The organism is Sphingobium sp. (genome assembly GCF_035511395.1).
Lineage (GTDB): Bacteria > Pseudomonadota > Alphaproteobacteria > Sphingomonadales > Sphingomonadaceae > Sphingobium.
The window spans coordinates 1-12,472 of sequence record NZ_DATKFP010000205.1 but is presented as its reverse complement, the minus strand read 5'-3'; the positions used below and the strand labels follow the sequence as shown (position 1 = coordinate 12,472).

14 protein-coding genes and 3 tRNA genes are annotated in these 12,472 nt (G+C 63.5%); 7 read left to right on the top strand and 10 right to left on the bottom strand.

Features of this window, described 5'->3' with window-relative positions; all coding sequences use genetic code 11:
* The 6 genes from VMR39_RS14475 to aroA all read right to left on the bottom strand — a co-directional run.
* Nucleotides 1-527: cation:proton antiporter (locus VMR39_RS14475; protein ID WP_325416694.1), on the bottom strand; the 527-nt coding region annotated here is incomplete at its 3' end.
* Between the two features lie 186 nt (nt 528-713).
* Nucleotides 714-799, bottom strand: a tRNA-Leu gene (locus VMR39_RS14470).
* Between the two features lie 47 nt (nt 800-846).
* On the bottom strand, nt 847-1,149 hold the full coding sequence (locus VMR39_RS14465) for an integration host factor subunit beta (protein WP_325416693.1): 303 nt from the start codon (nt 1,147-1,149) through the stop codon (nt 847-849).
* A gap of 168 nt (nt 1,150-1,317) precedes the next feature.
* Entirely contained in the window at nt 1,318-3,030 is a 1,713-nt protein-coding gene (rpsA, locus tag VMR39_RS14460; RefSeq protein ID WP_325416692.1) for a 30S ribosomal protein S1, read from the bottom strand.
* Nucleotides 3,031-3,205: 175 nt separating this feature from the next.
* Nucleotides 3,206-3,835 carry a (d)CMP kinase gene (gene cmk / locus VMR39_RS14455; RefSeq protein ID WP_325416691.1) on the bottom strand — a complete coding sequence of 210 codons (630 nt, stop codon included), beginning with the start codon at nt 3,833-3,835 and terminating at the stop codon, nt 3,206-3,208.
* Nucleotides 3,832-5,172, bottom strand: coding sequence for a 3-phosphoshikimate 1-carboxyvinyltransferase (gene aroA, locus VMR39_RS14450; RefSeq protein WP_325416690.1), 1,341 nt, complete (start codon nt 5,170-5,172; stop codon nt 3,832-3,834). Before aroA ends, cmk begins: the two co-directional genes overlap by 4 nt.
* Nucleotides 5,173-5,318: 146 nt before the next feature.
* Between aroA and VMR39_RS14445 the strand changes: the two genes are divergently transcribed.
* The 4 genes from VMR39_RS14445 to VMR39_RS14430 all read left to right on the top strand — a co-directional run bounded on the left by VMR39_RS14445 (nt 5,319) and on the right by VMR39_RS14430 (nt 6,525).
* On the top strand, nt 5,319-5,657 hold the full coding sequence (locus tag VMR39_RS14445) for a TIGR02300 family protein (protein ID WP_325416689.1): 339 nt from the start codon (nt 5,319-5,321) through the stop codon (nt 5,655-5,657).
* Between the two features lie 93 nt (nt 5,658-5,750).
* Nucleotides 5,751-5,826, top strand: a tRNA-Ala gene (locus VMR39_RS14440).
* Nucleotides 5,827-6,015: 189 nt separating this feature from the next.
* Nucleotides 6,016-6,091 (top strand) — tRNA-Ala (locus tag VMR39_RS14435).
* A 182-nt stretch (nt 6,092-6,273) separates the two neighbouring features.
* Nucleotides 6,274-6,525 carry a hypothetical protein gene (locus VMR39_RS14430; RefSeq protein WP_325416688.1) on the top strand — a complete coding sequence of 84 codons (252 nt, stop codon included), beginning with the start codon at nt 6,274-6,276 and terminating at the stop codon, nt 6,523-6,525.
* Nucleotides 6,526-6,547: 22 nt separating this feature from the next.
* Here the strand turns inward: VMR39_RS14430 and VMR39_RS14425 are convergent, their stop codons facing one another.
* Nucleotides 6,548-8,824: an ATP-dependent helicase gene (locus VMR39_RS14425; RefSeq protein WP_325416687.1), complete on the bottom strand. Its 2,277-nt coding sequence runs from the start codon at nt 8,822-8,824 to the stop codon at nt 6,548-6,550.
* 101 nt (nt 8,825-8,925) lie between these two features.
* Here VMR39_RS14425 and VMR39_RS14420 point away from each other — a divergent pair, with 101 nt between their 5' ends.
* Together VMR39_RS14420 and VMR39_RS14415 are read left to right on the top strand one after the other, a co-directional pair.
* On the top strand, nt 8,926-9,339 hold the full coding sequence (locus VMR39_RS14420; protein ID WP_325416686.1) for a GFA family protein: 414 nt from the start codon (nt 8,926-8,928) through the stop codon (nt 9,337-9,339).
* A 136-nt stretch (nt 9,340-9,475) separates the two neighbouring features.
* Entirely contained in the window at nt 9,476-9,967 is a 492-nt protein-coding gene (locus tag VMR39_RS14415; RefSeq protein WP_325416685.1) for a Fe-S oxidoreductase, read from the top strand.
* Here the strand turns inward: VMR39_RS14415 and VMR39_RS14410 are convergent.
* Nucleotides 9,927-10,403, bottom strand: coding sequence for an Rrf2 family transcriptional regulator (locus VMR39_RS14410; RefSeq protein WP_325416684.1), 477 nt, complete (start codon nt 10,401-10,403; stop codon nt 9,927-9,929). The two genes, VMR39_RS14415 and VMR39_RS14410, sit on opposite strands and share 41 nt — an antisense overlap.
* A gap of 106 nt (nt 10,404-10,509) precedes the next feature.
* Here VMR39_RS14410 and VMR39_RS14405 point away from each other — a divergent pair, with 106 nt between their 5' ends.
* Nucleotides 10,510-10,956, top strand: coding sequence for a globin domain-containing protein (locus tag VMR39_RS14405; protein WP_325416683.1), 447 nt, complete (start codon nt 10,510-10,512; stop codon nt 10,954-10,956).
* A gap of 46 nt (nt 10,957-11,002) precedes the next feature.
* Here VMR39_RS14405 and rsmD read toward each other — a convergent pair whose 3' ends face one another.
* Nucleotides 11,003-11,542, bottom strand: coding sequence for a 16S rRNA (guanine(966)-N(2))-methyltransferase RsmD (rsmD, locus tag VMR39_RS14400; protein ID WP_325416682.1), 540 nt, complete (start codon nt 11,540-11,542; stop codon nt 11,003-11,005).
* Nucleotides 11,539-12,472 (bottom strand): pseudouridine synthase (locus VMR39_RS14395; RefSeq protein ID WP_325416681.1); only part of this gene is annotated, 934 nt, incomplete at its 5' end. The genes rsmD and VMR39_RS14395, both read right to left, overlap by 4 nt.

Sequence of the window (12,472 nt, the reverse complement as noted above, 5' to 3'; positions counted from 1 at the left end):
AAGATGATGGGAACGAGCGCCAGATCCTCGAACAACAGCATCGAGAAGGCGGCGCGTCCCACCGCGCTCTGCGTGCCGACCATGGGAAGCACGACCGCCGTGGACGACAGGGCAAGTGCAAGGCCCAGCCCGATCGCGCCGGCCGTGGGTTGTCCCAGCAAATAGAGACCCGCTGCGATCAGCAGGCCGCTGCCGATCAGTTCGGTCGCGCCTACACCGAAGACCTGTGTTCGCATCGACCATAGACGCCGGAAACTAAGTTCCAGGCCGATGGAGAAGAGCAGCAGGATCACGCCGAGTTCGGCGAATGGTTCGATGGCTTCCCGATTGGATATGGTGACATGGTAGAGCCACGGATATTCGTCCACCAGCGAACCAAGGCCGGCCGGTCCCACCGCGAGGCCGACCAGAATGAACCCGATCACCGGACTGATGCGGAACCGGGCGAAGCCGGGGATGACGAGCCCCGCAGCCCCCAGGATAACGAGGGAGTCACTGAAACTGTTGGGGTTGATTACGCCGGCCATGACCCATCATTGCGGCTGGGGGACGGAATTTCTACCCCCGCGCAAGAAAAAGGCACGAATTATCCGATTCCGCGTCTCTACGACGGACCGTCGCCTGCCGTAGACGAGCCGACAGGCTGGAATGGCAGGGCATAAAGTCGGATGAGCGGGTGTGCTTCCTCCCTCGGAAGCGCCCGCTCTTCGCTCTGGTACGGACGGCGGGACTTGAACCCGCATTCCCAGGGGGAGGCGGATTTTAAGTCCGCTGCGTCTACCGATTTCGCCACGTCCGCCCGAAACCTTCAGGCCTGCTTCCCCCTGAAGGTTGGCGCGGTCGAGGTCAAGCGTCGGTTGCGGATTCGCCCATGGCATTCAGCCGTTCGCGCATTTCCTTGCCCGGCTTGAAATAGGGCACGCGCTTGGCGGAGACCGGTACCTGTTCGCCGGTACGTGGGTTTCGGCCCGTACGAGCATCGCGCGCGCGGGTCGTGAAAGCGCCAAAGCCGCGTAGTTCGACACGGCCGCCTGTCGCCAATCGATCGACGATTTCCTTGAAGAAAAGATCAACGATCCTTTCAACCTCCGGCACGGTCAGTTCCGGATTCTCGTCAGTCAGCTTCTGGATCAATTCCGAACGGATCATTGGTGCTTCGCCGCCCCTCTGCAGCTTTTCCCTTCTGCATTTCATAAAGCTTTTGCAAGGCGTTGGCAATCGGTGTGCGCAAGATCGTTTCGGTATGGCAAGAAAAGCAAAAGCCCGCCGGGACATTTGTCCCGGCGGGCTTTTTAGAGGTAATCCCTTTTTGTGGGATCAGCCTTCGCTTTTGGCCTTCAGGGCTTCGCCCAGAATGTCGCCCAGCGAAGCGCCGCTGTCCGACGAGCCATACTGCGCAACCGCCTGCTTCTCTTCGGCGATCTGCATCGCCTTGATCGAGAAGGTCGGCTTCTTGGCGCGGTCGAAGCCGGTCACCATCGCATCGAACTTCTGGCCGATCTGGAAACGCTCCGAACGCTGTTCGTCGCGGTCGCGACCCAGGTCGCTGCGCTTGATGAAGCCGGTGGCGCCGTCGTCGCCAGCCTGGACTTCCAGGCCGCCGTCGCGGACTTCCAGAACGGTCACGGTGACGATCGCGTTCTTGTTCAGGCCGGCAGCAGCAGCCGAAGTGCCGCCAGCGGCCGGGCCGCCACGCTCAAGCTGCTTCATGCCGAGGCTGATGCGCTCCTTCTCGACGTCGATGTCGAGAACGACGGCCGAAACCGTCTCGCCCTTGCGGTGCAGCGCCAGCGCGTCTTCGCCCGAAATGCCCCAGGCGATGTCCGACATGTGGACCATGCCGTCGACGTCGCCGTCCAGGCCGATGAACAGGCCGAACTCGGTCGCGTTCTTAACTTCGCCCTCGACGGTCGAGCCGATCGGGTGACGCTCGGCAAAGCTGTCCCACGGATTCGACTGGGCCTGCTTGAGGCCGAGCGAGATGCGGCGCTTCTCGGGATCGACTTCCAGAACCAGAACTTCGACTTCCTGGCTGGTCGAAACGATCTTGCCGGGGTGGACGTTCTTCTTGGTCCAGGACATTTCCGAAACGTGGACCAGGCCTTCGATGCCCGGCTCCAGCTCGACGAACGCACCATATTCGGTGATGTTCGTGACGCGGCCCGACAGCTTGGCGCCGACGGGGTACTTGGCCGATGCGCCTTCCCACGGATCGCTTTCCAGCTGCTTCATGCCGAGGCTGATGCGCTGGGTGTCGCGGTTGATGCGGATGATCTGGACACGGACGGTATCGCCGATGTTGATCATCTCGTTCGGGTGGTTGATGCGCTTGTACGACAGGTCGGTGACGTGCAGCAGGCCATCGATGCCGCCCAGGTCAACGAACGCACCATAGTCGGTGATGTTCTTGACGACGCCTTCGATGATCTGGCCTTCGGCCAGCGTCTGGATCAGGCCGCTGCGCTGTTCAGCGCGGGTTTCTTCCAGAATGGCGCGACGCGACACGACGATGTTGCCGCGGCGGCGATCCATCTTGAGGATCTGGAAGGGCTGCGGAATGTCCATGAGCGGGGTGACGTCGCGCACCGGGCGGATATCGACCTGCGAACCGGGCAGGAACGCCACGGCGCCGTCGAGGTCGACGGTGAAGCCACCCTTGACGCGGCCGAAGATGACGCCTTCGACGCGGGCGCTTTCGGTGAACTCTGCTTCCAGCTTGTCCCAGGCGGCTTCGCGGCGAGCGCGGTCACGCGACAGCATGGCTTCGCCATGGGCGTTTTCGACGCGGTCGACATAGACTTCGACTTCGTCGCCGACCTTCAGATCAGCCTTCTGACCGGGCATGGCGAATTCGCGGAGCGGCACGCGGCCTTCCGACTTCAGACCGACGTCGATGACAGCCAGGTCGTTTTCGATGGCGGTAACGGTGCCCTTGACGACGCGGCCTTCGAAGCCGCCGTCCTCGCCACCGAGGGAATCATTGAGAAGCGCGGCGAAATCGTCGCGCGAAGGGAATGCCACAGAGGCCATATAGTGTCCTTCACTCATCATTGCTGGCCAATCGGTTGTGTCCGATGGTCTTTGGCCAAACTACTTGGGCGACCGAATATCGCTCAAGTATCCAAGGGCTTAGGCCTTGGGAACGCGCAGGCGAGATAAGCGAAATGGGCGCCCGGAATATCCGCGCGCCTTATCGGGTCACTCCTCAGGGGCGACCTTCAAGCTGGGCGTCCACAAGCGCGATGGCCCGCTGGACGGCCGCGTCTATAGTCAAATCCGACGTGTCTAGCAAGTCCGCACCCTGCGCCACCTTGAGCGGGGCATGGTCGCGGCTCATGTCGCGGGTGTCGCGTGCCTGGATGTCGGCAATCAGGCTGTCCATGTCGGGATGGCCGCCATGGGAGAGGGCATCCTTGTAGCGGCGCTCGGCCCGGACATGGACGCTGGCGGTCACGAAAATCTTGGCGTCGGCATCGGGCGCGATCACGGTGCCGATGTCGCGCCCGTCGAGGATCGCGCCGCCCGGTTGGGTGGCGAAATCGCGCTGGCGCTGCACCAGCGCGTCGCGCACGCTTTGATGCACCGACACGCGTGAGGCGAGGCTGCCGACGGCTTCGCTGCGTAGTGCCGGATCGGCGAGGATCGAGTCGGTGAAATCGCAGGCTGCGAGCGCATCCGTCTCATGATCGGGATCGCCGCCCTGCTTGAGGACGGACAGGCCTACTGCGCGATAGAGCAGGCCGGTGTCGAGCACCGGCAAGCTGTAATGGCGCCCCAAGGCCTTGGCGATGGTACCCTTGCCCGATGCGGCGGGGCCGTCGACTGCGATGATCATGCAATGGCTCCCAGTGACTGGAGCAGCGGCAGGAATGTCGGGAAGCTGGTCGCCACCGGACGCATGTCGTCGATGGTGACGCCGTCCTTCGACACCAGGCCCGCGATCGCGAAGCTCATGGCGATGCGATGGTCCAGCTTGGTCGCGATCGGGCCGCCGCCAGCCAGCGGCGCGCCGCCGCTGCCATTGATGATGATGCCGTCCTCCAGTTCCTCTACCCGCACGCCGATCGCACGCAATCCTTCCGCCATCGTGGCGATGCGGTCCGATTCCTTGACGCGCAGTTCCTCAAGGCCGCGGAAGACACTGCGCCCTTCGGCAAGAGCGGCGGCGATGAAAGCGACCGGATATTCGTCGATCATGCTGGGTGCGCGCGCCGGGTCCGGCTCGACGCCCCTGAGCGCCGAGGCGGTGACGATGAGGTCGCCGACCGGTTCGCCGCCGACTTCGCGGGCGTTGACGACTTCGATCGATCCGCCCATCTCGCGCAGCAGGTCGATCAGGCCGGCGCGCGTGGTGTTCAGGCCGACATTGGTGATCGTGACCTTCGACCCCGAAACCAACAGCGCGGCCACCATCGGGAAGGCGGCGGAGGAGGGGTCGCCGGGCACGACGATCTGCTGCGGCTTCAGTTCAGCTTCGCCAACGAGCGTGATGATGCGTGTGCCGTCCCCCTCGACCTCGACATTCAGGTCCGCGCCGAAGCCCTTGAGCATCCGCTCGCTATGATCGCGGGTCGGGATTGATTCGACCACGCGGGTTATGCCTGGCGTATTGAGGCCGGCGAGCAGGATCGCCGACTTGACCTGTGCTGACGCGACGGGAAGGTGATAGTCCAGCGGCACGGCGGGGCAGGCGCCCTTCATGGTGAGCGGCAGGCGCTCGCCCGGACTGGTGGTGAAGCTGGCGCCCATGCGAGACAGTGGCTCGGTCACGCGGGCCATAGGGCGCTTGCTGAGCGATGCATCGCCGATGAAAGTGGCGGTCAGGTCATGGCTGGCGAGCAGGCCCATCAGCAGCCGGGTCGAGGTGCCGCTATTGCCCATGTCGAGCGCGGTCTGCGGCTGGAGCAGGCCGCCGACGCCGACGCCATTGATGTGCCATATGCCGTCCTCGTCGCGCTCGATGGTCGCGCCCATGGCACGCATTGCGGCGGCAGTGGCCAGGACATCTTCGCCCTCCAACAAGCCTTCAACGCGGCTTTCGCCAACGGCCAGCGCCGACAGCATCAGCGACCGGTGGGAAATGCTCTTGTCGCCCGGCACAGTGGCGCTGCCGGACAGGGCCGGGGCGGCGGTGAAGGTCTTGGGGGCGGGAATGTCGCTATGCTGGGTCACGGGGTATCCGATGTCTTGGAACCGAAAAAATGCGAGCGGCTTTTGACAGCGCGGTTTCGCTATGGCAAGGCGCCCGACGTTTCGCGGGCGACATCCGTCGCGCCGCGTGATTTCTGTTTGAGCATCGAAGAAGGAACAGGCCGGACATGGTGAAGGCTGAATGGGGCACGAAGCGGACCTGCCCGAAATGCGCGACTCGCTTCTACGACCTGGGCAAGGATGACCCGGTGAACTGCATAAACTGCAACACCGCCTGGGAACCGGAGCCGGTGCTGAAGTCGAAGCAGCCGCTGCCTTATGAAGAGGTTGCGCCCAAGAAGGTCATCGAAACTGCCGACGGCGAGCGTGAGACGGCAGACGATGATCTGGACATCGATCTGGACGTGGATGACGACGGCGATTCGCCGGATAACGACGTCGATCTGGGCGGCGATGACGACCTGGGTGTCGACGCGGGCGGCGACGATAATGACGACGACAATTAATTGAAATTTGTGCTTGCCAACGGGGTCGCCTCCTCCTAGAGGCAGCGACCTCCGAGGCGCCGGACCCAAACGGCGCTTCGGAAAATTGGTAACGGGGCCTTAGCTCAGCTGGGAGAGCGCCTGCATGGCATGCAGGAGGTCAGCGGTTCGATCCCGCTAGGCTCCACCAGTTTTTCGGAAAGATAAAATGCCCGACGGGGCATTTTCCGAAAAACGCCCGACCGCAAGCGAAGGGGTGTCGGGAGATTCTTACGGATCTCGATGCTCCAGTTGCATGCGACGGATACCGATATGTCGGCCGACGGCTTATGCCGGACATGGCCTGATCCATTGGGACGCGGCTATTGCTGCAAACGATGGGGCCTTAGCTCAGCTGGGAGAGCGCCTGCATGGCATGCAGGAGGTCAGCGGTTCGATCCCGCTAGGCTCCACCAATTCTCGGGCATGGAAGATGTCCGGAATATTCTTGAAAATTCTCCGGCCGAAGCGACGGCCTCTAGTTGATCAACTGTCGTAAAGGCTTGTTGGTCCGAGCGCCATATCAGCGGGCTTGCAATCACTTTGATTGAGGATCAGCTTCCCCGAGCCGCATAGCGGATCGAGAAGGGGAGTTGCCATGAAGCGTTCAATCCTGTCGATCGGAGGCCTTGCGGCCGTGCTGATCCTTGGTGGGTGCATGGAAACCATGCCTGGGCCGGATCGCCCGCGCCCGCCGCATCCTCCCCGTCCGGAAAAGCCCATCTGCACACGCGAATATGCGCCCGTGTGCGCCGCCAAGGGATGGCGGCGCAAGACATTCAGCAACGCCTGCATGGCGCGGGCAGAGCGTTATACGGTGATCAGTCCGAAACCGTGCGAAGGGAAATGAACGCCGCGGCTGACGGCCGCGTTCACGCCAGCGAGACGAAGCTGTCCATCACCCGCTTGCGCCCGGCCGTCTCAAAGTCGATCTCCAGCTTGTTGCCTTCGATTTCCGCGACTGTGCCATAGCCGAATTTCTGGTGGAAGACACGCAGGCCTACGCTCATGTCGCTGCGGCCCTTGTTGCCGAGCGATACGGCTGACGTGCGTGCTTCGACGATTCGCACAGGTTCACGACTGAACTGGCCGGTCGATTGCGCGCGCTGCCAGCCCGGTCCGCGGCCCGTGCTCCGCGCGACATTGGCGAAGGGATCGTCGCGTTCCGACCAATTGGCGCGCCAGAGCGAGGCGCCGCCGCTCATGCTGCTTTCTTCCTCCACATGTTCGGGAGGCAGTTCGCCGACGAATCGGGAGGGGATGCTGCTGGTCCACTGGCCATAGATGCGGCGGTTCGCGGCGTGGACGATGGTGCAGCGCTTGCGCGCGCGGGTGATCGCCACATAGGCGAGCCGCCGTTCCTCCTCCAGGCTGTTGAGCCCGCCTTCGTCCAGTGCGCGCTGAGACGGAAAAATGCCTTCCTCCCAGCCGGCCAGGAACACATTGTCGAACTCCAGCCCCTTGGCGGCATGGATGGTCATGATCGTGACCTTGCGCTCGTCCGCCTGCGCCTCATTGTCCATGACGAGGCTGACATGCTCCAGGAAGGCGCCAAGCGTCTCATATTCCTCCATGGCACGGGCGAGTTCGCTCAGATTTTCGAGTCGCCCGGCGCTTTCGGTCGTGCGCTCGGCCTGAAGCATCGCGGTGTAGCCGCTTTCGTCCAGTATCTGTCGCGCCAGTTCGGCATGGGGAAGTTGCGCGGCGCGATCGCGCCAGCGGGACAGATCGCCGATGAAAGCGCCGAGCGAGCGGCGCGCCTGCGGCGTCAGTTCGTCAGTGTCGAGAATGCGCGCGGCGGCGAGGGCAAGGGGGATGCCCTGCGCCCGAGCGAGTCGGTGCAGTTTCTCCACGGCCTTGTCGCCCAGGCCGCGCTTGGGGACGTTCACGATCCGCTCGAAGGCAAGGTCGTCTGCCGGCTGGTTCACGAGTCGCAGATAGGCGAGCGCATCGCGGATTTCGGCGCGCTCATAGAAGCGGAAGCCGCCGACGATGCGATAGGGCAGGCCAATCTGGATGAAGCGGTCTTCGAATTCGCGCGTCTGGTGCTGGGCGCGGACGAGAATCGCGACCTCGTCGAGCGATCCGCCCCGCCGCTGGATCGCCTCAATCTCGTCGCCGATGCGGCGGGCTTCCTCCGGGCCATCCCAGACGCCGACGACCTGCACCTTTTCGCCTACATCGATGTCGGTCCAGAGTGTCTTGCCAAGGCGATTGCCATTCTCCGCGATTACGCCCGATGCAGCGCCCAGGATATGCGGCGTGGAGCGATAATTCTGCTCCAGCCGGATGATGGTAGCGCCCGGAAAATCCTTTTCGAACCGAAGGATATTGGCGACTTCTGCGCCACGCCATGAATAGATCGACTGATCGTCATCGCCCACGCAGCAGATATTCTTGCGTGTCTGGGCAAGCAGCCGCAGCCAGAGATACTGGCTGGAATTGGTGTCCTGATATTCGTCCACCATGATGTAGCGGAATTTCTGCTGATACTGCTCCAGCACGTCGCGATGTTTCTTCAAAATTGTCAGAGCATGCAGCAGCAAGTCACCGAAATCGCAGGCATTCACGTCGCGCAGTCGTGCCTGATAGGCGGCGTAGAGCTTTTGCCCCTTGCCATGGGCATAGCCTTCGCTCTCGCCCGCGCCGACATCTTCGGGCGTCCAGCCCTTATTCTTCCACTGGTCGATCAGGCCGCCAAGTTGGCGCGCTGGCCAACGCTTCTCATCTATACCTTCCGCCTGGATCAACTGCTTCATCAGGCGCAACTGGTCGTCGGTATCGAGGATGGTGAAATTGGATTGCAGCCCGACCAGTTCGGCATGGCGGCGCAGCATCTTCGCGGCGATGGCGTGGAAGGTGCCGAGCCACGGCATCCCCTCAACCGCGTCGCCAATCATCCCGCCGACGCGCGTGCGCATTTCCCGCGCCGCCTTGTTGGTGAAGGTCACGGCCAGGATTTCCGACGGCCAGGCGCGGCGGGTGGCGATCAGATGGGCCAACCGCGCGGTCAGCGCCGCCGTCTTCCCTGTGCCCGCGCCGGCCAGCACCAGCACCGGTCCCTCGGTCGTCAGCACGGCCTGCCGCTGCGGTTCGTTAAGGCCCTTCAGATAGGGTGGGTCGTTGGGAGAGGGGGCTGGCAGCGTCATCTGGGTCAACTAGGGTCGAGAGGCGAAAGGGGCAAGGGCACGCCTTGCGGCGAAGACCTATCTATGAGAACAAAAGGCGAATCACGCAAGGGAGATGAGCCATGGTGAGCGTAGGTGCGGTGACTGGCAGATGCCAATGCGGCGCGATCCGATATGAAGCGGAGGGCGAGCCGGCCTATAGTGCACTTTGCCATTGCGCCGATTGTCGGGCCAGCGCAGGTGCGCCGATGGTGGGTTGGGCCTTGTTTCCGCACGACAAGGTGGCGATCAGCGGCGATCCGGTCACCTACCAGTCGTCGGAAAATGCGACGCGTCATTTCTGTGGCGTATGCGGGACAGGGCTGTTCTACACCAACCCCGTCGTCTTCCCCGGATCGATCGATATCCAGACGGCGACGCTGGACGATCCCGCCGCGCTGCCGCCCCAGGCGCATGTGCAGATGGTGGAGGCGGCGCCATGGATGGCGGACGCGCACGCCTTGCCGAAGTTCGACCGCTATCCCGACGGGTCATGATGGTTAACGCTTTCTCCATCCGGCGCTGAACGGCAACGCTTCAGCGCCGGACGGAGGAACGGTGGGTCGGGCCTTCCGGTTCTCTCTCTGCCCGAGCGGGCGAACGGGGCGAAGAACATAGGAAAGGATGTTCCCGATGAAGACGATCATGCTGGCGGGCGTGGCCCTGCTGAGCTTCACCACCATATCCGGCATGGCCATTGCGCAGGAAACGCCTGTTCCGAGCAGCCAGCCACCCGGTGACGCCATGACGCCGCCCGCCGAACCTGGCATGCCCGCCACGCCGCCTCCTGCCGCCGACCCCGCGACACCACCGCCTTCTGCCGATCCGGGTATGCCACCGCCGGCTGCGGATCCCGCCATGCCTGCAACGCCACCTGCCGGGACCGATCCCAATGCCGGTCAGCCGACTGGAGCGGTCCCGCCCGATCCGGGGATGACGCCGGCGCCGGCCGACACGCCGAAGGATCCGGCAGCGCCGGTGGGATCCTCGTCAAATCCCGTGACCGTAGGCGGCAACATGACGCCGGCGCCAACGGAGGCGAAGGATTATCCGGTCTGTTCGCGCACGGTACAGGACAGTTGCATCAATCCGAGTGACGCCCGGAAGGCGCGCAGGTCTCGCTAAGGCCCGTCGCCGGGGCGGGCAGGGCGGCGATCAGCGCCGCCAGCCTGCCCCGGTCGCGCGCGGCATCTGCCAGACTGTAGCGATCGAGGACCGCGAGAAAGGCATTGGTCGCCTCGGCGAGAACGCCTGACAGACCACATGCCGGACGAATCGCACAGTTCGAGCAATCCGCCATTTTCATGTCTGGTTCACTATGGCGGACGACTGCACCGATGCGGATTTCCGTCGGCAGTTTTGCAAGGGTGAAACCGCCACCACGGCCACGCTGAGTATCCAAAAATCCGCCAAGCGCGAGGCCATGTACAACCTTCATCAGATGATTGCGGGATAGGCCATAAGCCTCTGAGATTTCAGGAATCGTGGCGCGACCCGTCGGGACGACGGCGAGATGGAGCAGCACGCGCAGCGCATAGTCGGTGTGGCGAGTCAATTGCATGGCTTTCCTCGTTATAGGGGCCAGACGCGGCTAAAAACAGGTATCCTGTTTACATCTTATAAGATGCATATTAGATGCACCTTATAACCTCAGAAAGGTGCTCCTCATGTCCATTTCGTTGTCCGCTGAAACCATCGGCATCGTGAAATCCACGGGTCCCGCCCTGCGCAAACATGGCGTTGAGATCACGACCGCCATGTATGCGCGGCTGTTCAAGGACGAGGAAGTAAAGGCCATGTTCGATCAGGCCGCACAGGAAAGCGGCGAGCAGCCGCGCCGGTTGGCGGCGGCGATATTAGGTTATGCGGAAAATATCGATAAGCTGGAGGCGCTGGGCGGCGCGGTGGCGCGCATGGTCGCGCGCCATATCGATACGGGGGTGAAGCCCGAACATTATCCAAAGGTTGCCGCTGCGCTACTGCCCGCCATTCGCGAAGTGCTGGGCGAAGATGTCGCGACTGACGCGGTGCTCGCGGCTTGGGCGGACGCCTATCAGTTTCTGGCGGACATTCTCATCGCGAAGGAAGCGGAAGTCTACGCCGAAGCGGCCTGAGCATTGGATGAGGTCGGCGGCATTCCACGCGGCGCCGACCTCTCGATCAATCTTCGGCCCGGAGAAGCGTCAGCCGTGCCTTGCCGACGTCGCGCACCGCGTCGATGGCGAAGCCTTTTACTTCCACATCCTCACGCCGGTCGGTCTCGATGCTGACCCAAGTCGCACTGCTGGTCCAGCCGAGACGTGCCAGCTTGTCCAGCGCCACCTGGCCAGCACCCGTATCATAAGGCGGATCCATGAAGATGAGGTCGAGCGGCTTGCCCGCCGGGCCGAGCGACATGACGCTGCCCGACCGGATGTCGGGACGGATGCCGAGCTTGTCGCCATTGGCGCGGATGATATCGAGCGCCGCCTTGTCCTGCTCGACGAACAGGCAGGAGGCTGCGCCGCGCGACAGCGCTTCATAGCCCAGCGCGCCCGATCCGGCAAAGAAGTCGCCGACGGCCAGCCCCTCGAACGATCCGAGTCGGCTGGTAAGCATGGAAAAGAGCGTTTCGCGCGTGCGATCGGCCGTGGGCCGGGTGGCGTCGCCCTTGGGCGCCATCAACGGGCGACCGCGCCACTGGCCGGAAATGATCCTCATTTCGGGGCTGCTTTCAGGCTGTTGCGGAACTGGATCAGGTCATGCTGCCGCACTTCCTCCACCGCGCCGACCGGCAATTCGCCCAAGTGGAAGGGGCCATAGCTGGTGCGTATGAGGCGGTTCACCTTGAGGTCGAGATGTTCGAGGATACGACGGACTTCGCGGTTCTTGCCTTCGGTCAGAGACATTTCAATCCATTGGTTGCGGCCGGTCCGGCGTTCCAGATTGGCCTCGATCTGGCCATAACGCACGCCGTCAATCTCCAGCCCGTCGAACAAGTCTTCGAGCTGTTGCTGGCTGACATCGCCAAAAGCGCGGGCGCGATAGGTGCGGGGCACGCCGGTCGAGGGCAGTTCCATCTGACGCTTGAAACCGCCGTCGGTGGTGAGCAGCAACAGGCCTTCGGTGTTCATGTCCAGTCGGCCGATCGGCATGACGCGCGGCAGGTCCGCCGGCAGGCGATCGTAGATGGTCGGCCGGCCGGCCGGATCGCGTTCGGTGGTGAGATAGCCGACCGGCTTGTGGAACAGGAAGAGGCGCGCGGGCGGCGGGGCAGCGACCGCGACGCCATCGACGGTAACGCCGTGGAGCGAGGTCAGCAGGGTCGCTGGCGTATCTAGGGCCACGCCGTCCCTGGCAATGCGGCCTTCCTCGATCATCCGTTCGATCTCGCGGCGCGATGCGATGCCGGCGCGGGCAAGCAGCTTGGCTATGCGCTGCGGCTCGCCCTTGCCGCCCAGTTCTGCGGCTGCGTGGGCGGGGTGGGGATTGGCCGGGCCGGCGGGTTTCTTCGGTCCCGTCCTGCGCGGCGGATAGGGTTTGGGCGCGGCGGTGCGCGGTGCATCAGTACGCGCGCGTTCCGGGCGACTGCGATCGGCACGGGGTCGTTCGACCCGGTCGCCGTCCCGCGACGTGAAGCGGGGCTTGGCG